This is a genomic window from Streptomyces sp. NPDC056738 (assembly GCF_042790435.1).
Lineage (GTDB): Bacteria > Actinomycetota > Actinomycetes > Streptomycetales > Streptomycetaceae > Streptomyces.
On sequence record NZ_JBHTZF010000004.1, the window covers coordinates 382,138 to 405,952 of the forward strand.

At 72.5% G+C, this 23,815-nt stretch carries 20 protein-coding genes and 1 pseudogene; 7 read left to right on the forward strand and 14 right to left on the reverse strand.

Going from position 1 to position 23,815, the window contains the following annotated elements:
- The first annotated feature begins 142 nt into the window (after positions 1-142).
- A complete protein-coding gene (locus ACFRIC_RS12815; RefSeq protein ID WP_382783615.1) occupies positions 143-1,396 on the forward strand; it encodes a threonine/serine exporter ThrE family protein in 1,254 nt (417 codons plus the stop codon).
- Here ACFRIC_RS12815 and ACFRIC_RS12820 read toward each other — a convergent pair.
- On the reverse strand, positions 1,368-2,783 hold the full coding sequence (locus tag ACFRIC_RS12820) for a hypothetical protein (RefSeq protein WP_382784254.1): 1,416 nt from the start codon (positions 2,781-2,783) through the stop codon (positions 1,368-1,370). The two genes, ACFRIC_RS12815 and ACFRIC_RS12820, sit on opposite strands and share 29 nt — an antisense overlap.
- Before the next feature lie 255 nt (positions 2,784-3,038).
- Here ACFRIC_RS12820 and ACFRIC_RS12825 point away from each other — a divergent pair, with 255 nt between their 5' ends.
- Positions 3,039-4,319 (forward strand): molybdopterin-dependent oxidoreductase, encoded by a 1,281-nt coding sequence (locus ACFRIC_RS12825; RefSeq protein WP_382783618.1) that lies wholly within the window; start codon positions 3,039-3,041, stop codon positions 4,317-4,319.
- A 442-nt stretch (positions 4,320-4,761) separates the two neighbouring features.
- Here the strand turns inward: ACFRIC_RS12825 and ACFRIC_RS12830 are convergent, their stop codons facing one another.
- The 3 genes and pseudogenes from ACFRIC_RS12830 to ACFRIC_RS12840 form a co-directional block, all read right to left on the reverse strand.
- The gene (locus ACFRIC_RS12830) at positions 4,762-5,637 is read right to left on the reverse strand and encodes a methyltransferase domain-containing protein (RefSeq protein ID WP_382783621.1); all 876 of its coding nucleotides are present in this window, start codon (positions 5,635-5,637) and stop codon (positions 4,762-4,764) included.
- Positions 5,638-6,149: 512 nt separating this feature from the next.
- Positions 6,150-6,755: pseudogene (locus ACFRIC_RS12835) on the reverse strand (DUF2064 domain-containing protein); the annotation flags it as partial.
- Positions 6,752-7,534, reverse strand: coding sequence for a glycosyltransferase family 2 protein (locus ACFRIC_RS12840; RefSeq protein ID WP_382783623.1), 783 nt, complete (start codon positions 7,532-7,534; stop codon positions 6,752-6,754). The pseudogene ACFRIC_RS12835 and the gene ACFRIC_RS12840, both read right to left, overlap by 4 nt.
- 103 nt (positions 7,535-7,637) lie before the next feature.
- Here ACFRIC_RS12840 and ACFRIC_RS12845 point away from each other — a divergent pair, with 103 nt between their 5' ends.
- Together ACFRIC_RS12845 and ACFRIC_RS12850 are read left to right on the forward strand one after the other, a co-directional pair.
- Positions 7,638-8,474, forward strand: a complete 837-nt coding sequence (locus tag ACFRIC_RS12845) for a response regulator transcription factor (protein WP_382783626.1) — start codon at positions 7,638-7,640, stop codon at positions 8,472-8,474.
- Positions 8,475-8,488: 14 nt separating this feature from the next.
- Complete coding sequence (locus tag ACFRIC_RS12850) at positions 8,489-9,583, forward strand: sensor histidine kinase (RefSeq protein WP_382784256.1); 1,095 nt, start codon at positions 8,489-8,491, stop codon at positions 9,581-9,583.
- Between the two features lie 151 nt (positions 9,584-9,734).
- Here the strand turns inward: ACFRIC_RS12850 and ACFRIC_RS12855 are convergent, their stop codons facing one another.
- The 7 genes from ACFRIC_RS12855 to ACFRIC_RS12885 all read right to left on the reverse strand — a co-directional run bounded on the left by ACFRIC_RS12855 (position 9,735) and on the right by ACFRIC_RS12885 (position 15,517).
- Positions 9,735-10,727 carry an NAD-dependent epimerase/dehydratase family protein gene (locus ACFRIC_RS12855; RefSeq protein WP_382783629.1) on the reverse strand — a complete coding sequence of 331 codons (993 nt, stop codon included), beginning with the start codon at positions 10,725-10,727 and terminating at the stop codon, positions 9,735-9,737.
- Between the two features lie 164 nt (positions 10,728-10,891).
- Entirely contained in the window at positions 10,892-11,236 is a 345-nt protein-coding gene (locus tag ACFRIC_RS12860; protein ID WP_382784258.1) for a hypothetical protein, read from the reverse strand.
- 332 nt (positions 11,237-11,568) lie between these two features.
- Entirely contained in the window at positions 11,569-11,913 is a 345-nt protein-coding gene (locus ACFRIC_RS12865) for a MerR family transcriptional regulator (RefSeq protein ID WP_382783632.1), read from the reverse strand.
- Positions 11,914-12,427: 514 nt separating this feature from the next.
- Positions 12,428-12,742, reverse strand: coding sequence for an SCO5918 family protein (locus ACFRIC_RS12870; protein ID WP_382783635.1), 315 nt, complete (start codon positions 12,740-12,742; stop codon positions 12,428-12,430).
- A 67-nt stretch (positions 12,743-12,809) separates the two neighbouring features.
- Positions 12,810-13,115, reverse strand: coding sequence for a CBS domain-containing protein (locus tag ACFRIC_RS12875; RefSeq protein ID WP_382783638.1), 306 nt, complete (start codon positions 13,113-13,115; stop codon positions 12,810-12,812).
- Positions 13,116-13,170: 55 nt separating this feature from the next.
- The gene (locus ACFRIC_RS12880; protein WP_382783641.1) at positions 13,171-14,685 is read right to left on the reverse strand and encodes a DEAD/DEAH box helicase; all 1,515 of its coding nucleotides are present in this window, start codon (positions 14,683-14,685) and stop codon (positions 13,171-13,173) included.
- Between the two features lie 628 nt (positions 14,686-15,313).
- The gene (locus ACFRIC_RS12885; RefSeq protein WP_103550103.1) at positions 15,314-15,517 is read right to left on the reverse strand and encodes a cold-shock protein; all 204 of its coding nucleotides are present in this window, start codon (positions 15,515-15,517) and stop codon (positions 15,314-15,316) included.
- A gap of 619 nt (positions 15,518-16,136) precedes the next feature.
- Here ACFRIC_RS12885 and ACFRIC_RS12890 point away from each other — a divergent pair.
- Positions 16,137-16,775 carry a hypothetical protein gene (locus ACFRIC_RS12890; protein WP_382783645.1) on the forward strand — a complete coding sequence of 213 codons (639 nt, stop codon included), beginning with the start codon at positions 16,137-16,139 and terminating at the stop codon, positions 16,773-16,775.
- 90 nt (positions 16,776-16,865) lie between these two features.
- Here the strand turns inward: ACFRIC_RS12890 and ACFRIC_RS12895 are convergent, their stop codons facing one another.
- Positions 16,866-17,531 (reverse strand): DUF4142 domain-containing protein, encoded by a 666-nt coding sequence (locus tag ACFRIC_RS12895; protein WP_382783648.1) that lies wholly within the window; start codon positions 17,529-17,531, stop codon positions 16,866-16,868.
- 405 nt (positions 17,532-17,936) lie between these two features.
- A complete protein-coding gene (locus ACFRIC_RS12900; RefSeq protein ID WP_382783651.1) occupies positions 17,937-19,961 on the reverse strand; it encodes a cell wall-binding repeat-containing protein in 2,025 nt (674 codons plus the stop codon).
- A gap of 246 nt (positions 19,962-20,207) precedes the next feature.
- On the opposite strand from ACFRIC_RS12900, the gene ACFRIC_RS12905 reads away from it, so the two are divergent.
- Entirely contained in the window at positions 20,208-20,978 is a 771-nt protein-coding gene (locus ACFRIC_RS12905; RefSeq protein ID WP_382783654.1) for a calcium-binding protein, read from the forward strand.
- An 87-nt stretch (positions 20,979-21,065) separates the two neighbouring features.
- On the opposite strand, the gene ACFRIC_RS12910 is transcribed toward ACFRIC_RS12905, so the two are convergent.
- Positions 21,066-21,734, reverse strand: coding sequence for a hypothetical protein (locus ACFRIC_RS12910; RefSeq protein ID WP_382783656.1), 669 nt, complete (start codon positions 21,732-21,734; stop codon positions 21,066-21,068).
- A gap of 354 nt (positions 21,735-22,088) precedes the next feature.
- Here ACFRIC_RS12910 and ACFRIC_RS12915 point away from each other — a divergent pair.
- Positions 22,089-23,815 (forward strand): collagen-binding domain-containing protein (locus tag ACFRIC_RS12915; RefSeq protein ID WP_382783659.1); only part of this gene is annotated, 1,727 nt, incomplete at its 3' end.

Genomic DNA, 23,815 nt, shown 5'->3' on the forward strand with positions numbered 1-23,815 from the left:
GGCGGTCGTGCCGTCGGACGGGCGGCCTTCTCACTCGTTCGGGTCGCCTCGCTGGCCGGGGCGGACGGAGGGTCCGCAGGCTGGACGCGGGTCCGCGCGCATCCCGGCGTGCGGCGGGCCCGACGGCGAGGGGAGGCGGCCGATGAGACCGGACACGGAGGCCGCCCCGGACGACGTCGCCGCGTTCCTGGCCCGGCTGACCGGGCTGCTGCTGCGATCCAGCGGCGAGGGCGCCGCCGTCGTCGAGCGCACCGTCCGGCACACCGCCCGCGCGCTGGGCGCCGACGCCTCCGTCCTTCTCGTGCCGGACGGCGCGGCACTGACCGTCAGCACCCGCGGCGACTCCCGCACGGTGACCCTGCGCGGCTTCCCCGAGGTCTTCCGGCTCGATCAGGTCGTCGCGCTGAAGCCGCTGGTCCAGGACGTCGTCGCCGGACGGATCGGTGCGGCCGAGGCGGACCGCAGGCTGGCCGCGATCGAGTCGTCCGAGCCGCCCTACCCGTGGTGGCTCAAGCTGCTCGGCATCGTCCTGTTCACGCTGGGCTTCGCCCCGTTGATGCAGTCCACGTGGTACGAGGTCGGCGCCACCGCGGTCCTCGGCACCGTCGCCGCCGCGCTGGCCGTCACCGCGGACCGGATCCCCCGGTTCGCCACGGTGCTCCCGCTGGTCGTCTCGACCACCGTCTCCGTGATCACCGTCGAGGTGTTCGCCCGCGACGTCTCGCACGGCGGGCCGGTCCTGCTGATGCTGCCCGCGCTCTTCTTCTTCGTCCCCGGCGACTACCTGAGCGCCGCCGCGGCCGAACTCGCCGCCGGCTACATCACCACCGGCGCGATCCGGCTCGTCTACGCGGCGTTCCTCCTCGTCCAGCTCTATGTCGGCGTCCTGCTGGGCCTGTTCCTCACCGGCACCTCGACCCGCGCCCTCTTCGACCTCGCCGCCGCCTCCGATCTGCCGCGCTGGGCCCTCTTCCTGAGCTGGATCGTCTTCACGGTCGGTACCGTGCTCGCCTTCGCCGTCCCCTTCCGGCTGCTGGGGCCCCTGCTCGTGCTGGTGTACCTCACCGTGGCCGTGCAGTCCCTGGCCACCAAGGCGATCGGCGAGACCGGCGGGACGTTCGTCGCGGCCGCCGTCCTGTCCGCCGTCGCCACCCGGCTGACCCTGCGCCCGCACCAGCCGCCCCGGCTCGTGCTGGTTCTGCCCGGCTTCTTCACCCTCACCGTCGGCTCCCTCGGCATGCGCGGGCTGACCACCCTGGCCGGCGGCTACGCCATCGAGGGCTTCCGTGACCTGCTGAAACTCGTCACGATCGTCACGGCCATCGCCGTCGGCCTGGTCTTCGGAGCGGCGCTCGCGCAGCCGAGGGTCACCAGCCCGTCAGCAGAAGGTGGTTGAGGAGCAGCGCCAGTACGGCCTGCGCGGCGAGCCAGGCACGGGGCCGGGGGAGGAAGGCGCCCGCCGGGAGCAGCCACAGCGCGAACGGCAGCCAGATGCGCTCCGTCTCCGCCTTGCTCATGCCGGAGAGATCGGCGACGAGGAGGGCCAGCAGCGCCGCGACGACGAGGACGGCGAGACGCGCCGGTTCCCCGGCGGCCGGGCCCGGCGGCGCGGGCGCGGGAGGCGGGCCGGCCGGCGCCGGGGCCGGCCGGGGCCGTACCGTCGCGACCGCGATCCGTCCGGCCGCCGCCCCGGCCCTGCGCAGTCCCGCCGCGGTCGCCGGTCCCGTGATCAGCACCGTGCAGGCGAGATTCGCCCAGACCCAGTAGCCGTACGGCCGGATGCCGCCCGCCCCCTCGTAGTAGCGGGTGACCAACAGGCGGTAGGCCTCCCACCAGTTGAAGCCGAGCAGGGTGAACACCAGGGGTACGACGGTGAGTCCGGCCAGCACGTACGGGAGCGGACGGAGCCGGGAACGGCGCCCGAGCAGAAGGACGGCGCCCGCGATCACCGAGATCAGCGTCAGGCCGTACGAGAGATACGCGGTGAGGCCGAACAGGAGACCGGAGGCGAGGCCGGCCGGCCGCGGCCGGTGTCCGGTGACCGCGAGGGCCAGCAGGGCCAGGGCCCAGGCGGCGACGGCCGCGAAGTAGCCGTCGGCGGAGGTGCCCATCCACACGGCCGCCGGGGCGAGGGCGAGGAAGGGCGCGGCACGGCGGGCGAGCGCCTCACCGGCGAGCGCCCGCAGGGCGACGAGCACCGCCACCCCGGCCGTCGCGCCGACGACGACGCACCAGACGCCGGCCCAGGCCCCGCCGCCCAGACCGGCCCGGTCGAGGAGGACGAAGGTGAGGGTGGCGGCCGGCGGATGCCCGGCGACGTGCGGGGGCCAGTGGTCGGGGGAGTGCAGCAGGATGTGGTGGGTGAAGTCCCGCAGGGCGGCCGGGATGTCGTGGAAGCGGTCGACCGGGGAGATGACCTGGAGGTATTCGTACCGCGTGGTGAGGCGACCGGCCACGCCCCGCTCCCAGCCGTCGATCAGCGCGAGCGAGAACGTCCACGCCGTCGTCGTGCCCCACACGGCCGGCAGCAGCCCCCGCCAGGGCAGCCGGGCGGCGAGGACGGGTCCGTACGCCACGACCGCGACGGCCACGGCGATCGCGGCGGCGGTGCCGGGTCCGGCGTGCGGCCCCCAGCGCCCGAGCAGCGGAGCCGCGCTCACGAACAGGGTGCCGTAGCGGTGCTCGATGACGTGACCGACGACGGCCGCCGTCAGCACGAGCAGCCCGGCGGCCAGGGCGGCGGCCAGGTCGCGCCGGGTGTCGCGGGGCCGGTCGCCCAGCAGCGTCCGGGACAGCCAGGGGGACCGGGCCCGGTCCCGGGCCCGCGTCAGGACGTCGGAGGGCGTCGGAGGAGCCCCGGGGAGGTCTTCGGGGCGGGTGCGCGGCAGGTCGCGCGGCAGATCGCGGGGGAGGTCGCGGTTCACTCCTCGCACGTTAGGCCGGGAGGCGCCGGCGACAGCGGCCACCGAGGTGGACGTCAGAGTTTCGTCATGGTTTGAGAACCCGTTCGGGGGGTGCCCGCGGCCTACGGTCGGGGCATGCCACGGTCTCCCTCGTCCCCCGCGTTCTGGCGCAGCCCGCTGCGCGGCCCCTGGTTCACCTCGGTGCTCGGCGTGGTGCTCCTCGTCGGCATCACGGTGCTGTTCGTGACCGGGCTCCTGTCGTACGCGGCCTACAACCCGAACCTCTCGCCTGTGAACGACAAGACCCCCGACAAGGGGATCCTCGGGTTCTACCTCTTCTCCTGGCCGACCGGTCCGGTCTGGCTGTACCGCCTCACCCAGGGCGTCCACGTCACGCTCGGCCTCGCGCTGATCCCCGTCCTGCTGGCCAAGCTGTGGTCGGTCGTGCCGAAACTGTTCGAGCTGCCCCCGGCCCGCTCGCTCGCCCACGCCCTGGAACGGCTCTCGCTGCTGCTTCTGGTCGGGGGCGCGCTCTTCGAGTTCACCACCGGCGTGCTGAACATCCAGCTCGACTACGTCTTCCCCGGCTCCTTCTACACGCTGCACTTCTACGGAGCCTGGGTGTTCATCGCGGCGTTCGTCGCGCACGCGGTCCTGCGGGTGCCGGCGGCCTTCCGCAACCTGCGCCGGATGCGTCACCCGGACGAGCCGGAGGCGGCGGGCCCACCGGCCGGAGCGGGTGAACCTGCGCGGCCCGAGGACACGTTGGTGTCCCCGGACCCGCTGCCGCCCACCGTCTCGCGGCGCGGGGCCCTCGGGTTCGTCGGGGGCGGATCCCTGCTGCTGGCCGCCACCTCGGCGGGCCACAGCTTCGACGGGCCGCTGCGCGACACGGCACTGCTGGCCCCGCACGGAGGCGCCGAACCGGGCTCGGGGCCCGGCGGCTTCCAGATCAACAAGACGGCCGCCTCACGGGGCATCACCGCCACCGAGACGAGTGACGAGGCCTGGCGCCTGGTCGTCACGGGGAACGGACGGACGGTCCGGCTGAGCCGTGCCGACCTTCTCCGGCTCCCCCTGCGCAGCGCCGCGCTGCCCATCGCCTGCGTGGAGGGCTGGTCGACGTCCGACCAGTGGTGGCGGGGGGTGCGGCTGCGCGACCTGGCGGGGCTCGTCGGCTACGAGACGGAGGCGGCCCCCGACGTGCTCGTGGAGTCGTTGCAGCGGCACGGCGCGTTCCGGGTGGCCGCGCTGCGGGACAACCAGGTGCGCGACCCGCGTTCCCTGCTCGCGCTGCTCGTCAACGGCGAGGACCTGACCCCCGATCACGGCTACCCGGCGCGGGTCATCGTCCCGGCCGCGCCCGGTGTGCTCAACACCAAGTGGGTGGCCCGGATGACGTTCGGAGACCTGTGATGCGACGCCTTGGATCACGACGCCTTGGATCACGACGCCTTGGATCACGACGCCTTGGATCACGACGCCTTGGACCGCGAGGATCCGGACCGGGAGGATCCGCGCCACGACGACCGGCCGCGGGTTCGCGCCGGGTCCGTGACCTGATCGGCAGCCCCCTCCAACTGCTGCTTCTCGCCTGCGCGTTCGCGCTCGCCGCCTATGCCGGGCTGCGGCTGCTCTCGGCCGACTGGTCCCGGGTGGCGCTCTGGTTCGTGGGCGCCGCCGTGCTGCACGACCTCGTGCTCGTACCGCTGTACGCCGGTGCGGACCGGGCCGTCGCGAAGACGCTGGACGTGAGCGGCCACCGGGACCGGACGATGTACGTCCGGGTTCCGGCGGCTCTCTCCGCTCTCCTGCTGCTGGTGTGGTTCCCGCTGATCAGCGGGCAGGTCGCCGACCGCTACCGCTCGGCGACCGCCCTCCCGGCCGACGGGTTCCTCGCCCGCTGGCTGCTGATCACGGCGGCGCTGTTCGCCGGGTCCGCGCTGCTGCTGGTCCTGCGGTCCCTCCGGGCCCCGGGCCGGGGCCCGTTGCGCAGGGCCACGAAGGAGCGTCCGCCCGCGGACCACTGAGCGTCGGCGCGCCATCCGGCGCGCTCCGCGTGCCGGAGCAGGGCGGGGGTGCCGAGCCGGGCCCAGGGGAAGGCGGTCCGGTCCCCGGACGCGTCCTGGGCCTCGCCCGCGACCCCGCCCCCGGCCGCACCGGCCGCGCGGCCGCCGGGGTGCGTGTCATCGGTGTCGCCGGGATGCGCGGCGCGGACGATACGGACGTCCACGCGTTCGTCGATGTCCGCGCCCGGCACGGTCTCGGCGATCAGCAGGCCGCCCGGGGCGAGGAGTTCGGCCGTGCGGCGCAGGAGGGCGGCCGGGTCGCCGCCGATGCCGATGTTGCCGTCGACGAGGAGGGCGGTGCCCCAGCGGCCCTCGCCGGGCAACGGCTCGAAGACCGACCGGTGCAGCGCGCGTCCGCCGAGCCGCAGCGTGCGGGCCACGGCCGCCTCGCTGACGTCGATGCCGAGCGAGGGCCGGCCGCGTGCCGCGAGTTCCGCGACCAGGCGTCCGGGCCCGCATCCCACGTCGAGGACGGGACCCTCGCAGTACGCGAGCACCTGGAGGTCCACCGCGTCGGCGCGGGCGCACCAGCGCTCCACCTCCAGGGGGAGGAGCCAGCCGTCCGTCCGGCGCAGGAACAGCGGACCCCGGCCGGCGCCCAGCGCCTCCGCGTAGGGATCGGCGGCCCAGGACCGCGCGGCCCGCCCGGACAGACCACCACCCACAGAACCAGAACCTCGGCTCCTGCCGCCGCCCGCGCCTCCACTGCCGCCGTCGGCGCTGCCGCTCCAGTTCCCGGCTCCGCGCCGGCCGCCGCTGTCGACGGCGCTCCGGCCGCCGGTACCTTCGCTCCCGCCGACGCTTCTGCTCCTGCTGCCGCCATCGCTTGTGTCGTCGCCAACGCCCGCGCCTCCGGCCCGGCTTCCGGTCCTCGCCTCGCCCGCTTCCGAGGCCCTTCCCGTCTCCGTCCTCGGTCCTGGTTCCGTCCCCGGTCCTGTCCCGGGGCCCGGTACCGTCCCCGGGCCCGCTTCCGGGCCCGTCTTCGTGCTGGTCCGTGTGCCGCTCATCGGTCGGTACCTCGTTGCCCGGCCACCGTGCCGAGGTCCCGGCCCGTTCGGATGTCGGCCGGGGCATCGGCGGGCCGTCCGGCTCTGAGCCCGGCGACGAAGCCCGAGGCCGTGGCGGTCGCCTCGCTCCCGGGGGGCGAGGGAACGTGTCCCGCGCCCGGGGCGACCAGTGCCCCGAGCCGGTCCAGCTCGGCCGCGAAGGCGCCTCCGGGCGCGGCCGCCGCGACCGCCGTCGCGTCCGCGGCCGTGTCGACGTCCCGCAGCCGGGGAAGGTCCCGTACCCGCAGCCCGGCCCCGACCAGCCGCCGCCGCTGCACGGCACCCGTCGTGCTCGTCGACATCGGTACGCCCCGCAGGAGCTCCGGGTCGGGCTCGGCGAGCCCCAGCGCCCAGAAGCCGCCGTCCTCGGCCGGCCCGAAGTACGCGTCGCAGTCCGCGAAGTCCACCGTGAGGAGGGCGGGCGTCACCTGGGGCGTGTCCATGCCGATGAGCAGCGCGGGTCCGTCGCAGGCCGCGAACGCCGCGGCCAGCCGCTCGTCCAGACCGCCCGCGCACTGTCGTACGACGTCGAAGCCGGCCGGAAGCCAGGGGCCGGGCGCTCCGTCGAGCACGAGGACCCGGCGCCGCGCGGGCGTCGCCGCCACCGCGCGCAGGGTGTCCACGAGTGCCGCTTGGGCCAGTGCCGCGGCCTCCCCGGGGGTGAAGGGCGGGGTGAGCCTGGTCTTGACCCGTCCGGGACGCGGTTCCTTGGCGATGACGAGCAGAGTGACGCTCACTGGGCGGTTCCTCCTCGGGACGGTGCGGGGTCGGCCGTCGGTGACGGAGCCGGGACCTGGGCTCCGGTCCGGGCGGGCACCGGTGCGGGCGTGGGCGGTTCGGCGAGGACGCGCCGCATGTCCCGTACCGCCTGCCAGGTACCGCGCCAGGTGCCGGTGACCTTGGAGACGCCGGTACGCGCCAGATACGGCACGTCGTGCTCGGCCACGCGCCAGCCGGCGTCGGCGGCGCGCACCACCATCTGGAGCGGATAGCCGCTGCGCCGGTCGGTGAGCCCGAGGCCGAGCAGCGCCTCGCGGCGGGCCGCGCGGAGCGGGCCGAGGTCGTGCAGGCGCAGGCCGGTGCGGCGCCGGAGCATCCGGGCCAGCGCGATGTTGCCCGCGCGGGCGTGCGCGGGCCAGGCTCCGCGCTCCGTCGGCCGGCGCCGGCCGAGCACGAGGTCGGACTCCCCGGCCCGTACCTCGGCGACGAACGGCAGGAGGAGGGCCGGGTCGAGGGAACCGTCGCAGTCGCAGAAACACACGATGGCGGCGGTGGCGGCGGTCAGCCCGGCGTGGCAGGCGGCACCGAACCCGCGGCGCTCCTCGCGCACGACGGTGGCGCCCAGCGCGCGGGCCAGTTCCGCGGAGCCGTCCGTGGAACCGTTGTCCACGACCAGCGCGCGCCAGCCGGGCGGGATCCGGGAGAGCACCCAGGGCAGGGCGCCGGCCTCGTTCAGACAGGGAAGGACCAGGTCGACGTCCGGGTCCGGTACGGGAAGGGTCGTCACGGCCTTCACCTTACGAACGCGAAAGGGATATAGCGGACTTCGTGTCCTTACGAAACTCGGACGTCGGAGTGGAGGAGCCGCACCGGACCGGTCCGGGTGGGACGCTGGATCCATGGATCGACCGCCCGAATCCCCAGGTCCCGCACCGACGCCGAGCACGGCCACCGTCCCGGCCCGGCCCGAGGACGCCCCGTCCACCCGTGTGCTCGTCGTGGACGACGATCCGACCGTCGCCGAGGTCGTCTCCGGGTACCTCGAACGCGCCGGATACCGCGTGGACCGGGCCGCGGACGGCATCGCCGCGCTCGCCCGAGCGGCCGCGCACCGGCCCGACCTGGTGGTGCTCGACCTGATGCTGCCGGGCATGGACGGCCTGGAGGTGTGCCGCCGGCTGCGCGCCCAGGGGCCCGTGCCGGTCATCATGCTCACCGCGCGCGGCGACGAGGACGACCGGATCCTCGGCCTGGAGGTCGGCGCCGACGACTACGTCACCAAGCCCTTCAGCCCCCGGGAACTGGTCCTGCGGGTCGAGTCCGTGCTCCGCAGGACCCGGCCGGTGGCCGCCGCCCGCCCGCTGCACGCGGCCGGGCTCGCCGTCGACCCGTCGGCCCGCCGCGCCACCAAGAACGGCACCGAACTCGCGCTCACCCTGCGCGAGTTCGACCTCCTCGCCTTCTTCCTGCGCCACCCCGGCCGCGCGTACGCGCGGGAGGACCTGATGCGCGAGGTGTGGGGCTGGGACTTCGGCGACCTCTCGACGGTCACCGTCCACGTACGCAGACTGCGCGGCAAGGTCGAGGACGATCCCGCCCGGCCCCGGCTGATCCAGACGGTGTGGGGCGTGGGCTACCGCTTCGACGAGACGGGATCGGAGGACGCGGGATCGGAGGGCGGGTCCGCCGGGCCCGGACGGGAACATCCCGCGACCGTGAGGGAGAGCGGCTCGTGAACGACATAGCGGTCATGGCTCTGTACGCCTTCCTGGGCGCGGCCGCGGCGGGCCTCCTGGGCGCGGGCGCCCTCCGGCTCCTCCGCCACCGTTCGCTCACCGCGTCCCTGACCGTCATCGCCGCCGTCGCGGTGTGCGCGATGCTCGCGGGAACCCTGGCGGTGGCGTGGGCGATGTTCCTGTCGCCGCACGACCTGAGCGTGGTCACCACGGTGGTCGCCATGGCGGCCGTCGTCTCCCTGGCCACCGCGCTGCTGCTGGGCCGCTGGTTCGTGGCCCGCAGCAGGGCGCTGACCCTCGCCGCCCGGTCCTTCGGCGACGGCGGCGCCTTCGCCGCCCCCGACGGCCCGGCGACCGCCGAACTCTCCGCGCTCAGCCGTGAACTGGCGGACACCAGCCGCAGGCTGGCCGAGTCCCGTGACCGCGAGCGGGCGCTGGAGACCTCGCGCCGCGAACTCGTCGCCTGGATCTCGCACGACCTGCGCACCCCGCTCGCCGGGCTGCGCGCGATGTCGGAGGCGCTGGAGGACGGGGTGGCGGCGGACCCGAACCGCTATCTGCGCCAGATGCGCACCGAGGTGGAACGCCTCAACGACATGGTCGGAGACCTCTTCGAACTCTCCCGGATCCACGCCGGCGCGCTCGTCCTCTCCCCCTCCCGCGTCTCGGTGTACGACCTCGTGGGCGACGCCCTCGCGGGCGCGGACCCGCTGGCCCGCGAGCACGGTGTGCGGCTGGTCGGCAGCCGGATCGAGCAGGTGCCGGTCGAGGTGGACGGCAAGGAGATGAGCCGGGTCCTCGGCAACCTCCTCGTCAACGCGATCCGCCGCACGCCCGCCGACGGAACGGTCGCGGTGGCCGCCGAACGCTCGGCGGCGGGCGTGGTCCTGTCCGTGACCGACGGCTGCGGGGGCATCCCGGAGGAGGACATCCCGCGGGTCTTCGACACCGGCTGGCGCGGCACCCATGCCCGTACGCCGCCCGCCGGGGCGGGGCTCGGCCTCGCGATCGTCCGCGGCATCGTGGAGGCGCACCGGGGCATGGCCGCCGTCCACAACGTCCCCGGCGGCTGCCGTTTCGAGGTCACCCTCCCGATGGCGGGGGTGTGAGCACCGCCCCCGCGGCCCCACTCCCCGCCCCGCCCCGTGCCCTACTCCCCGTGTCGTTCCCGGCCGTACTCCCCGTGTCGTTCCCGACCCTGGTCCCCGTGTCGTTCCCGGCCCTGGTCCCCGTGTCGCTCCCCGCCCGGCTCCGTCCCGCTCACCCGCCCAGCGGCGCGGTCGCGAACTCCTTCATCCCCTCGGCGAATCCGGTCTCCGCGTTCCACCCCAGCTCCGCCCGCAGCCGGGCCGAGTCCGCGGTGATGTGCCGTACGTCGCCCAGCCGGTACTCCCCGGTCACGACCGGCTCGGGGCCCCCGTACGCGTCCGCCAGCGCCCGGGCCATCTCGCCGACCGTACGGGGATCGCCGCTGCCGGTGTTGTAGACGGCGAGCGCCCCGTCCGGCGAACCCGCCTCAAGAGCGGCCACGTTGGCGGCGGCCACGTCGGTCACGTGGACGAAGTCCCGCCGCTGTCCGCCGTCCTCGAAGACGCGCGGGGCCTCACCGCGGGCGAGCGCGGAACGGAAGAAGGACGCGACGCCCGCGTACGGGGTGTCGCGGGGCATCCCGGGGCCGTAGACGTTGTGATAGCGCAGTGACACCGCGGTGCCGGCGGTGGAGCGGGCCCACGCCGCCGCGAGGTGTTCCTGGGCGAGCTTGGTCGTCGCGTACACGTTGCGCGGATCGAGCGGAGCGTCCTCACCCACCAGACCGGGCGCCAACTCCGCGCCGCAGAGCGGGCATACGGGCTCGAAGCGGCCCGCGTCCAGATCGGCGACGGCCCGCGGCCCGGGCCGGACCACACCGTGCCGTCCGCAGACGTAGCGCCCCTCCCCGTACACGACCATGGAACCGGCGAGCACGAGCCGCCGTACCCCCGCGTCCGCCATCCCGGTGAGCAGCACGGCCGTGCCGAGGTCGTTGCGCGACACATAGGCGACCGCGTCGGCGAACCCGGCGCCCAGACCCACCATCGCTGCCTGGTGGCACACGGCGTCGACGCCGGACAGCGCTTCCGCGACGGTCGCGGCGTCCCGCACGTCCTGTCCCTCCCGCAGGTCGAACACGACCGCCTCGTGGCCTCGCGCCCGCAGGGCCGCGACGACATGACGTCCGATGAACCCGGCACCGCCGGTGACCAGTACACGCATGGAAGGCACGCTAGGACCGCCTGCGGGTCCGGCGGCAGCACCACGCCCGCCACGTCACCGGACCGTAAGACCCGGGGCCGCACGGGAGTCGGAAGAACAGGGCAGCACCGGCCGGGTGACCGGGGGCGGGAGACGGAGGGGGTGAACCGGGGGCGAGCGCGTGCTCACATGCGCAGCAGCCGCTGGGTCATCTCGCGGTACTGCCGCAACGCGTGCCGCAGTTCCTCGCCCTGGGTCTCCGGGTCCTGGCCGTGCCAGCCCTCGTGAAGGGCGCGCCGTCGTTCGGTGAGAGCGCTCATGAGCTGCGCCGCGGCCTCGTCGAACGCGGTCTCGGCCTCTTCCAGCGCCTCCAGCGGGCTGTGCGCGAACGTGTTGAGGGCGTGGTTGAGACGCCCGGTGAGCTCGGCCCGCTCGTCCGCCCCGAGCAGCGGCTCCGGGCCCGGCACTCGCCGCCCGGCCGAACCGGGCTGCTTGTCCGCGGGCTGCTGGGCGCGTGACTGGTCGTACATCATCGTGTGCCGCTTCCTGTGCGTCGTACCGGCCGGGCGCGCAGGGCGATCCGGTGGCGACGACCGGTGGTGTCGACCGGCGGTGCCGATCGGGCGGGGCGCTCCGGAAGGGCGTCACCGTGCTGATCACGGCCGCCACGGTCACCGGAGGAATGGGCAGTACGCCGTCTGTCAGTCAACGCTGGGCGACCCGCCGTGTCAACGCGATCCCCGACCGGGTCGCGAACACGCCACCCCCGCGGGCCGATCGGCGATCGGGGTGACGGCAAGGGGACGGTCCGGCGCCGCGGGTCCGGGCGCGGGCGGCACCTCCGCTCCGGGCGGGGGCGCGGTCAGCCCGCGTCGGCTCCGTCCGGTGCGGCCTGCGCGGCGCGCCGGTACTCGGCGTTGATGCGCTGGGCTTCTTCGAGCTGGTCCTCGAGGATGACGATGCGGCAAGCGGCCTCGATCGGGGTCCCCCGGTCGACGAGTTCCCGCGCGCGGGCGGCGATCCTCAGCTGGTAGCGGGAGTAGCGGCGGTGGCCGCCCTCCGAGCGGAGCGGAGTGATCAGACGGGCCTCACCGATGGCCCGGAGGAAACCGGGCGTCGTGCCGAGCATCTCGGCGGCCCTGCCCATCGTGTACGCGGGATAGTCGTCGTCGTCGAGACGACCACTGAGTGGAGTGTCCGCTGTCATTTCACCTCGTTGTGGCACGCGTCGAGGGGCCCCGATGCCGTACGGCACCAGGGCCCCGAGGGAATTGAACACCATCTGCCGGCTCTATCGCGGAGCCGACCGTCTGTTTCCGCTACCGGGCCCGGGTGACGGGCGGGTGAGCGGGGATCGCGTACGCGTGACCTGGAACCACCTTCCATTCCGGGCTCTTGCCTCACCCCGACCGTGATGCGTCGCGGGTGGGGCGATCCTGATGGCGTCTGCCTCCTCGGTCCTTCCTCTGGATCGAACGCTTGCCGGGCCGGTGTCGATGCGTGCCGGAACGGCGATGTCTACGGAAGAAACCCTAACGACGCAAATTGTCGATGTCTACCGTGGCAAAGTGAGATTTTGAGTGTTCGAGGCCTGCGAATTCTGCGGCACGCAGCGATGAGGGGCGCGGCGTGCGGCACGCGGCGAAGGGAACGCGACGACGAGGGCCCCGCCGACCTGTGTCGACGGGGCCCTCATGGTGTCCTGACGTACGCGGACGTCCTCAGTGTCCGAGCGGCGCGGGGCCGCCCAGCAGGGACGAGGCGTTCTGCAGCGGGGTGAGCGCGCGCGGGGGCGCGGCCGGCTCGGGGGTGCGGCAGGTGAAGCCGAGCCGGGCCATGGCCCGGGTCACCTCCCCGCCCGTGAAGTCGCGGCGGTCCTGGCGGGTGATGATCTCGCCGACCTGCTTGACGGGATAGTGGCAGCGGCCGATGATCACGGACTCACCCGTGATCGGCTCGGGCTTGATCCCCTTCATCGACTCCAGGACTCCACTCTTGGTGAGGTCGAAGGGGAAGCGGGCGATGACACAGCGCATGGAGCCTCACAAGTGACGGGAGAGTGCCGGTCGGGGCCGGGTCGAACGGGAGGGGACGGCTGGGCGCTCAGCCGGCGAGGGCGAGGGCGCCCGGGGTGGCGTGGCGGAGGCCGAGGACGTCCCGCAGGCGGACGCGGTCCGTGTACGCGGAGCCGTCGCGCACGACGGCGAGCTGGGCCTTCGTCACGGAGTCCGTGTGCTGGTCGTCCTCGTCGCACACGAGGAGGCAGCCGACGCGGGCGCTCTCCATCACGGCCAGGGCCACCTCGACCGTCATGTCGCCCCCCACCCGCGGCCCGGAGGTGTCCCCCGGGTCGGCGAGGAAGGCCGGTGTGGAGCCCACGAAACACTGCTGCGTCTGAACGAGCGTCAAAGGGTGCCTCCTGCGGGTGGGTGCGGTGCGGAGCGCTGCCGCCGTCGGGTCCGGACTACTGCTGGGTGGAGCGGCGTGCGGTGGAACCGGTGGACCGGCCCTGCCCGGAGCGGCCGCGCCGGGCCCGGGAGGCGGCGGAGGCGCCGCGGCGAGGACGCTCGGTCACCGGCGCGCGGATGACGACCGGCACGCCCGAGGGGGCCTGGGCACCGGTGATGCGGTTCAGCTCTTCCTCACCCGAACGCACCTGACTCGTCTGCGGGTTGATGCCCGCGGCGGCCATCAGACGGCTCATGTCCCGGCGCTGGTTGGGCGTCACCAGGGTCACGACGCTGCCGGACTCGCCCGCACGGGCCGTACGGCCGCCGCGGTGCAGATAGTCCTTGGGGTCGCTCGGCGGATCGACGTTGACCACGAGATCGAGCTGGTCGACGTGGATGCCGCGGGCCGCGACGTTGGTCGCGACCAGGACCGTCACATGCCCGGTCTTGAACTGGTCCAGGGTCCGTGTGCGCTGCGGCTGGGACTTGCCGCCGTGCAGGGACGCGGCGCGCACCCCGCTGTTCAGCAGGTGCTCGGTCAGCCGGTCCACCGCGTGCTTGGTGTCGAGGAACATGATCACCCGGCCGTCGCGGGCCGCGATCTCGGTGGTCGTGCGGTGCTTGTCGGCGGCGTGCACGTGGAGCACGTGGTGCTCCATCGTCGTGACCGCGCCCGCGGACGGGTCCACGGAGTGGACCACCGGGTCGCTCAGGTAGCGGCGGACCAGCAGATCGACGTTGCGGTCCAGGGTGGCGGAGAACAGCATGCGCTGCCCCTCGGGACGCACCTGGTCGAGCAGTGCCGTGACCTGCGGCATGAAGCCCATGTCGGCCATCTGGTCGGCCTCGTCGAGGACGGTGATGGCGACCTGGTCCAGCCGGCAGTCGCCCCGCTCGATGAGGTCCTTGAGCCGTCCCGGAGTCGCGACGACGACTTCCACCCCGCCGCGCAGCGCGCCGGCCTGTCGGCCGATCGACATGCCGCCGACCACGGTGGTCAGCCGCAGCCGCAGGGAGCGGGCGTACGGGGTGAGCGCGTCGGTGACCTGCTGGGCCAGTTCCCGGGTCGGCACGAGGATCAGGGCGAGCGGCTGCCGGGGCTCGGCGCGCCGGCCGGCGGTACGGGCCAGCAGTGCGAGGCCGAAGGCCAGGGTCTTGCCCGAACCGGTGCGGCCCCGGCCCAGCACGTCACGGCCCGCCAGGGTGTTCGGCAGGGTCGCCGCCTGGATCGGGAAGGGGACGGACACGCCTTCGTGGCCGAGCGCCGCCAGCAACGGGGCCGGCAGGTCGAGATCGGCGAACGCCTCCACGGCCGGCAGAGCGGGGGTGGTCGTCACCGGCAGTGCGAACTCGCCCTGCGGTGAGAGCTGTTGGCGTCCGTAGCCCTTCGAGCGGCCGGGAGCGCCGGACCGGCCGGGAGCGCCGGACCGGCCGGCGGAACCCGCCCCGAAGCGGCCGCCGCTCTTGCGGATGCCGGCGCCTTCCGTGCGGGTGCGGCTGAAGCGATCGTTCGTGCGTGTGCGGTTCATGCGGAACCTTCCTTGACCGGGGCGCGTATCAAGGAATTCCCGCAGCGAATGAGCAGCGCAGAGAATTGCGAGAACGAGCCGAGCGGAATTCCGTACCGAATGCGATCGGTGCGGAACTCTCGCGGGATGTGATGCCTGGGAAGCGCGCCATCCCGTAATGCGGGGGAATGGCGGGTGGTGCGGAAAATGGATCGTGCGCGGACCCGGGACGGGCGTCCGAGCGGGAACGGTGCGTACGGTCCGTGGGTGGTGCGTGGAACGCGGTGACCCGGATCGGACCGGCGGGCCTCAGGAGCGGATCACGGGCGGATCGGGCGTGGGCCGGACGGTCGACCGGGCGGTGGGCGGGGCGTGGATCTCGGGCGTCGGCGGCAGGAGGCCGGGGGACGCTGCGGAAAGATCAGCCGGAAGCCGGAAGCCGGAAGCCGGAAGCCGGAAGCCGGAAGCCGGAAGCCGGAAGCCGGAAGCCGGAAGCCGGAAGCCGGAAGCCGGAAGCCGGAGCCCCGGTCGGGGGTCGAACGCGCCGGGGTCCGCCCCGACGGGCAGGCCCCGGCTCGCGCCGAAAAACGCCGCGAGCTGGGGCCCGCACCCCAAGGTGCGGGCCCCAGCTACGCCGTACGTGCGGGTGTCAGGCGGAAACGATGTTCTCCGCCGTCGGGCCCTTCTGGCCCTGAGCGATGTCGAAGGACACCTTCTGGCCTTCCTGGAGCTCACGGAAGCCGGAGCTGGCGATGTTCGAGTAGTGGGCGAAGACGTCGGCGCCGCCGCCGTCCTGCTCGATGAAGCCGAAGCCCTTTTCCGCGTTGAACCACTTCACGGTGCCAGTAGCCATGTCAATTCTCCTTCGGGACGGTGCTGGGGATCCACACTGTGCGGAGCCCGCGTCGCCGTGATGATTGCCCCGCCGGAAAACGACCGGAGATACAAAAGAACTCCACCCGGTAAGAACAGGGTGGATGCTCGCAAGTTTTGGGAACCACAACTGCAACTGCTATCGACAGTAGCATGGCGCCGCCGATTCCGTGCGGCTGGAAATCTCGGCCCGCCTGTCGATCAAGAAATTCTCATCGCGCCCGACGCCCGTTTCTCATGTCGCTGCCACAGATATTCGGCCGGCTGGGGCGGCAGGGTTTCTGCCGCGGGCCGTACGGCGCAGCCCGGAATATGTCACGAAAATCGAACCCGCGCCGGCGCCGCCGCCGAGGTCCTTCCGGCCGTTCCCGGCGAGGGCGGACAGCCGGACGTCCGGGCGCCCGACGGGGGCGGCCACCCCGGTTCCGGACCGCACGCGCGTATGCGGAATCGAGACCGTCCCGCATGCTTCCCGCTGCAACTGGCGGGCCGTCCCGTGCTGTCCTGTGGGGCAGAGCCGACGGCCCGTGCACAGGGGCCGTCCGCCGTGGTCGCACAGGGGGTGACCACGGGTTCGTCGATCGAGAAGAGGATGGGTCATGGCCGGTCTCAGACGTACGTCGGCGGTGGTGCTGGCGGGCGGGATCATGCTGCTGACGGGGTGCCAGGACACCGCGGACACGAACTCCGCCGGTACTCCCGGTACCTCCGCGGCGGCCTCGGCCGGAGCGGTCGAACCGTCGGCGTCCGCCGAGAGCACGGCACCCGCGTCGAGCCCCGCCGTCACGGGCACGCCGTCCCGCGGCTCGGCCACCGGCTCCCCGGAGAAGGCCACGGACCGGGCGACCACCGCGGCCGCCCACTCGCCCGCCGCCGTCGCGGGCTGCCGCAACCTGACCGCCGGTGCCGTGGTGAAGGCCGATGTCACCCGGGCGTACCGGCACCACGAAACGCAGCTCGAACACATCGGGCCCGTCCCGCACGCGTTCTTCTACGGCCAGTGCGGCACCGTCCGCTACGCCGCCACCCGCTTCCAGCCCGTCGCGGGCGCCACCCAGGCGGAACTCGTGGGCCTGCAGGACGAGGGAAGCGTCACCAAGTACTTCCGCGACTCGGGAAGCGGCTGGGTCTACGTGGCGACCGACGGATTCCCCGTCAGCCCGCACGGCTGCGGCGACATCCCGGTGATACCCGACGCCCTGGCCACCGCCTGGCGGAACTGCTCGATCGCACCCTGACCACCCAGGCCACCCTGAACCGACCGCTCGGCCTCCCGCGGCTCCCCGAACGCCCGGTGCGCCCCGCTCCCGCAGGGCGCACACCGCGACTCACGGCGACGACGGCGCCGGAAGCACGGCCGGGGCCGAGGCCGGGGACGCCGTCGCGTTCGACGCGACGCCGTCGAAGTCGACGTATCCCGTCCGCTCCAGCGCCGAGATGTGGGCGAGCTCGGTCCGATTGGTGACCGTGGCCAGGTCCCTCACCAGCGTGTTGCGCGTGCCGCTGCGCACCTGCGCGAGCTGCTGGAAGATCCGACCGTGCTCCTCGCGCAGCAGATTCGCGAAGAGCCGCCGGTACTCGGAGTCCTGAGCCGCCGTCAACTGCGCGAGCCAGCCCTGCTGTTCGGCGGTCGGCTGGGTCGGCAGGGTGATGGCGAGGTCCTTCGCCACCGCGCGGACCCGCTTGTCGAGGTCGGTGTGGCCGGTCACCAGTCGGCTGCCCGCGTCCTTGATCTCCTTCGTGGGGGCCTTCTCGACCGCCTGCCGGCCCGCGGACGTCTCCCACAGCCCGTCCAGTTCCACCTGCACCACGAGGTCGCGGTCGGCCGCGCTCAGCGGTCCCCAGGGTGTGCTCACCACGGGGCCGGGGTCGGCGATGGCGGCCTTCACCGCGTCGAAGCGGTGCGGGTAGGAGTAGAACACCGGGTACGCGAGTGAGCCGATCGTGCCGCCGATCGCCAGCACCATGAAGAGCGAGACGAAGCTGCGCCGCAAGGGAGCCTCCCTGAGGACCGGCTGTTGTTCGGCTGCCTTCATCCGGGCGGTGCGGTCCGTACCGGCCGGAGCCGTTCTTGGCGCGTACCGAGTGCTCCGGCCCATCCCGCACGGGGGGAACGGGAGTTGTGGGCGGGGGCACCCGGCCGCCAGGCCAGAGGATCACTTCGCCCTCCGGCACCGATAGGGCCGAACGGCCCACCCCTCGGGGCCGGACGGACACCGGGCCGCGTTCCCGGACCGGGTGGCCCGGCCCTCCGTACGCCCGCCTCACCTCCGTTCCACAGAGGGGCAGTTGACGGCGTCACCGGTGGCGCGTCCGCCGCATCCGCGCTCGTCGCCGAGCCCCGCGCCGGTCGACCGGTCCGGGCCGCCCCCTCGGAGGACGGCGGCCCGGACCCGGGGTCACTTCGAGACCGTCACCTTGAGCGGGGCCAGGTCCGGGCTCGGAACGGGCTTGCCGGTGCTCGCGGACAGCGGCTGGGAGGCCGGGCTCTGCGGGATGTCACCCTTGTAGTACGGGGTGTACGTGTAGGTGCTGTCCACGCCGATGGCCCTGCCGATCAACGGGATCACCTTCGCGTCGACGGAGCCGTTGCCGCCGAACACGGCCACGTGGTTCAGGCTCGCCGAGGTGCGCATCATGTACCACTTGGTGTCGTACGTCAGCGAGGTGACGTCGGTCCACAGCAGCGGGCCGAACGTGGTCATCGCCGACGACGCGGAGACACCGCCGGTCCAGCTGTTCACCGAGGCCACCGCGGCGTCCGACGGCGACGACCACCAGAACTCGGCGAGCCGCGCGGCGACCGGCGCCGGACTGCCGCCGAAGCGGTAGTAGCTGTACTTGCTGGGCCAGTGCGGCAGCTTGCCGCCGTTGTACGCCTTGGACAGCGCCGACTCGGCGTCGACGCCCACCGTGATGATCTTCGTCGTGCTCGGGCTGTACTTGTTCAGGTAGCCGTACACCGACGCGGTCATGGTCGAGCCCTCGGTCAGCAGCACGACCGCGGTGCCGGAGGTGCCCATGGCGCCGGCGGCGGAGCTGGCCGCGAGGGCGTTGTGGTAGTCGGTGCCGGTCGCCAGGAACACGTACTTCGGGGCGCTGGTGATCGTCTTGGCCACGGCCACCGAGGTGGAGTAGCGCGAGACGTCCGACAGCCGCTTGGCGACGTACCCGAGCGAGGTCACCTTGGACGCCACCGAGCTGCTGAGGATGCTGGTGCCGCCGACCAGGTAGACGGTCTTGCCCTTGGGCAGCATGCGCTTCAGCTCGGTCTGGACGGAGGCGTCCAGGCCCGTGCGGGAGGTCATCAGCACCGGTCCGTGCTTCTTGCCGGCCAGCGAGGTCGCGGTGGTGGCGTACGCGGAGTCCGACTTGCTGATCAGGACGGCCGAGCTCGCGTTCATCAGCCCCGGCACGCTCTTGCCGAGGGTGTTCCACGTCCACTTGGACGACGCGACGTTGGTGTCGTAGGTGTCGGCGCCGTAGACCCGGGAGATCGCGTTCTTCCGGAGCGGCTGCCAGGCCACGTCCGTGCCGTCGGCCATGGGCACATGTGTCTCCGTGCCCGTGCCGAGGTCGTGGATCCAGATCTGCGAACCGCTGGGGCCGGTGTCCGCGCTGCCGGTGAAGTACGTGTCGTACGCGATCCGGTCGCCCTTGGGTGACCAGGCGGGGCGGTTGTGGTCGGCGGGGTCCGTGGTGACCTGGGTCAGCCCGGTCCCGTCGGCCTTGACCGTGAAGAGCTGCTTGTGTCCGGCGACGGTCCGGGTGAAGGCCAGCGACTGCCCGTCCGGGGACATGCTCGGCTCGTCCGCGTTGGACGCCACCTTCTTGAACGCCTTGGTGGGGCCGTTGTAGACCCAGACGGCCGGAGTGCCCGTGGTGGAGCAGCTCGTGCCGGTGCGCACGAAGGCCAGGTTGCCGTTGACGGCTCCGCTGGCCTTGGAGTCGCAGCCGTCGACGTCGGTGCCGAACAGGGCCTGAGGAGCGCGGCCGCTGTTGGCCACGGCCACCCGCAGCCGGCTTCCGGCGGTGAAGACGATGTCGCCCCCGCCGTACCAGAACGTCGGATCGACCGGATGCCAGCCACTGCCCGCCGGCATGACGATGTCGTTGCCCGATATCGACTCCTGGGCGTACGACTTCGTACGGAGACGGTCGTCATAGGGGTTCACGTAGGCGATCTGGCTGCCGTCGGCGGACCAGGCGGCCTGGTTCGCGGTCTCGTAGAACTGGACGCTCTTGGTCCCGTCGGGGTTGACGTACTGCAGCGAGCCGCCGCCGTTGTACAGCAGCCTGCCGTCGGTGGCCGGCCAGCCGGCGGTGTCGGCGGTCGCCTGGCCCGGGAGCCCGGCGACGAGACCGGCCGCGAGTGCGGCGACGGTCGTGAGCGCCGCGAATCCGCGACGCGCAGAGGTGTTCAATGTGCCCCCACAGATGAATGGATGGCTGCTTCGTCCCTCCCCCGAGGCGAACGGACGGCATCGTGTTCGTCGTCCGTACGGCAGCGGCGAAACTGTAGCGCCGTACCACGGCATCCGTGGGACCGGGTCGTATCCGGATCCGATCGACGTGCGCGTACAACCAAACCCCCAGGTGGGGAGTCTTCTGCACACCCGAACTCCACGATCGGAGATCCGGCGCACCGTTCCTGTCCCCCATGGAGAACCATGCACATCCGTACGGCCGCGGCCGCCACCGCCGGCAGCCTGGCGCTGCTCGCCCTTCTCGCGCCCACCGCGCAGGCGGACACCCACAAGGGCGACATCGCCTTCACCTCGGTGACCTTCAGCAAGACCACCGTCAACGTCGGCGTCAGCGAGATCCAGAAGCTGACCGCCTCCGCCACGCTGAAGGACAACTCGGGCATCAGGACCGCCATGGGGTTCAAACTGGTGAGCCCCGACGACCACATCCAGTTCGCGAAGTCCTCGACGTGCACACGCCCGTCGTCAACGACGATGAAGTGCACCTGGTCGTACAGCCTGGACCCCGACAGCGCCGACGACTACTTCGACCTCCGCAACAGCTCGGCCGGCACCTGGCACCTCGACGCGGAGGCCGGCGCGTACGACGGCGACTTCTACACGCTCGACAGCAGCGTCACGATGAAGATCAAGCGCTTCGCCAAGCTGGCGACGACGCAGGCGACGCCCGAACCGGTCGCCAAGGGCAAGACACTGACGGTGACCGGAGCGCTGACCCGCGCCGACTGGAACACGAACACGTACGTCGGCTTCGCCGCCCAGAAGGTCGCCCTCCAGTTCAAGAAGTCCGGTACGTCGACATACACCACCGTCAAGACGGTGACCACCGACAGCACGGGCAAGCTGAAGACGACGACCACCGCGAACGCCTCCGGCACCTGGCGCTGGCACTTCACGGGAACGGGGACGACCAGCTCGGCGACGGCTGCGGGGGACGGGGTCGCGCTGAAGTAGGTCTCCAGGAGGAGCAGCCGCCGCCGGGGCGGGCCGAGCCGGTGCGTGCATGGCGTCGCAGGGAAGCCGGGAATTGTCGGACAGGCCCTACGTCCGTGACCGGCGCAGCAGATGCATGTGGATGTCGCTGCGCTGCTCCTCCGTGGTGAGCATCAGCCACGAGCCGTCGGTGAAGCGGACGCGCAGTTTTCGGTTGCCGTACTCGGGCAGCGGGTCCTCGACGACCGCCGTTCCGGCGGGAATCTCGGCGACCACGCGCATGCGGTCCTCCCTGCGGACGGACACCCGCTTGGGAGGCGCGGCCAGCACGATGCGGTTCCCCGTCAGCGCGACGAAACGCTGGTGGTGGGAGGAATGGCCGTACCAGCGCAGCAGGAACTGCCCCGCGGCCTTGTCCCAGTCGCCGTCGAAGGTGGCGTCCAGGCCCTGCTCGACGACGGCCTTGTCCCGCCTGTCGATGGTCAGGTCCTCGGCCCGGCCACGGTCGCGCTCCTCCTTGGTCGACAGGAGACGCTGGAGAGCCTGTTCACCGGAGGCGAGAAGACTGAACAGCAGGGCGATGGGCATCAGCGGCGCGACGAGCACGGCGCCGAGGATGCCGAGCGGCCGCAGGAACGCCGGCCGCAACGGGCCTGCTCCGGCCGCCTGGTGAACGTCAGCCGGTGGCTGGGGGATCCGGCCTATCACGCACCACGCACCGGCGTCCGGAACGACGCCGAGCCGGTCGCGCACGGTGCGGTCGCTGCTCCTGGACACTGGTCTCGCCTTCCTCGCTGCCTGCGGGGCGAAGTATCGCAGCCGCTTCGACGGCAAGTGATCGTCGGCGAAGGCGACTTGAGGTCGCCCGACCGATCGTGGCGCCGACCTGTCGCCGACTCGCCCCACGCAGACCGGCCCTCCGGGAGAGCGGTGCATCCGCCTTCTTCGAGCCCGCCGGCCCTTCGACTGGCTGGGGCGATGCCTGAGTGACCGCTTCTCCGATGCGGGGCGCGATCGCAGGCTGCCCAGGCGCCCACTCCTGGTGGAACCGAGTGGCCATACGAGTGCTCGAACGGAGTGTCCCAGTCCTGAAACAACATCAGAACTGGATGCATTCATAGGTTTTCGGCCATGAGAAGACGGACTCATCAGATCACCCGCAGCGCTCCGGCCACGAGACAGATCCCGTTGCGGGCCGCTGCGGGACTCGCCGGGTCGGGGCTGCTGGCGGCCTTCGTGCTCGTGGGCGGCCCGGCAGGCGCCGCGGCACTCGCCCCAGTCGTCATCGGGAACCCGGTGGCAGGGAACAACGGCTTCGGGGTCGTCACTCAAGAGCACGCGACGTTCGGGAGCACCGAGTCGGAGGGCCCGGTGGCCGTCGGCGGGAACCTCGCGTTCGGCGCCAACTACAACGTAGCCCTGAACACCCCCGGCACCTTCACCGCTACGGGCGACGCGCGGCCGACGGCTCTGCTCGTCGGCGGTGGGATCGACTACGCGGGCACCAGCCCGTCAGGCGTCCTCCAGGTGCTGCAGAATGGATACGCCAAGATCGGCAACACGGCGGCCAGTGACATCCTCACCCGGGACCAGAACGGGGCGAGCGTCAACACGGAGGTCGTGGCCAAGGGCGCCGCCTACAACTCCACGCCGCGTGTCCAGCTCACCACTCAGCAGTCGGCGGCCTCGGTCGCCCAGTCCGGTCTGATGGACTTCACCTCGCTGTTCTCCACCTACCGCGACCGGGCCGACTCGATGGCCACCTGCGGGGCGACCGTGATCCTGCTCGACGGCAACGGAGACCCGCTGCCCGACCAGAGCACGATCCCGACCGGGTCCGACATCAAGATCGCCCTCACCCAGGGGCAGACCAACGTGCTGCGCCTGACCGGCGAGCAGCTCGACAACATCGGCACGCTGACGTTCCTCGACGAGCCGTCAGCCGACACCCCGCTGCTCATCGACGTGGACACCACGGGCACCGGCGGCGACTTCATCTGGCACACACCCACAATGGCGGGCGTCTCCGGCGACCAGGCCCCGTACATCCTGTGGAACTTCGCCGACGCCACCGACATCACCATCGCGGACGGCGACAGCGTCGAGGGCACGATCTACGCCCCGCGCGCCGAGCTCACCGACCTCGACCCGTCCAACCTCGAGGGCGACATCATCACCCGCGCACTCGTCGCGGGCCCGCTGTCCGGCGGAGCGGGTGGCGGCGCGGTCAACGCGGGCGAGATCCACTACTTCCCCTTCGACGCCGACCTGGAGTGCGACTCCGACACCCCGACCCCCGTCACCGGCTCGGTCAGCGTCAGGAAGACGGACGCCGACACCGGCGACCCGCTCCAGGGTGCGGAGTTCCAGTTGTGGCGGGAGAGCAACGGCACAGACGGCCTCCAGACCAGTGGCACGGACCCTGACACCAAGGTGGGTGATCCGTGTGTCACGGGTGCGGCCGGCACCTGTGCGGAGACCGTTGAGACGGGGACGTATTACTGGCAGGAGACGGCTGCTCCTGACGGTTACGACCTGCCGGATCCTGCGGTGTTCGGTCCGCTGGTCCTCACTGATGGCAACGTCGACGCGGGTGTTTCGGTGACGGCGCAGGACACGAAGACGCCTGTGGTTCCCGGTGAGGGGCGGGTGCGGGTGCGGAAGGTCGACGCCGACTCCAGCGCCCCGTTGCGCGGTGCGGAGTTCCAGCTGTGGCGGGAGAGTAACGGCACGGCCGGTCTGCAGACGGGCGGCACGAATCCTGACACCAAGGTCGGTGATCGGTGTGTCACGGGCTTGGCCGGTACGTGCGGGCAGACCGTTCCGACCGGCACGTATTACTGGCAGGAGACGGCTGC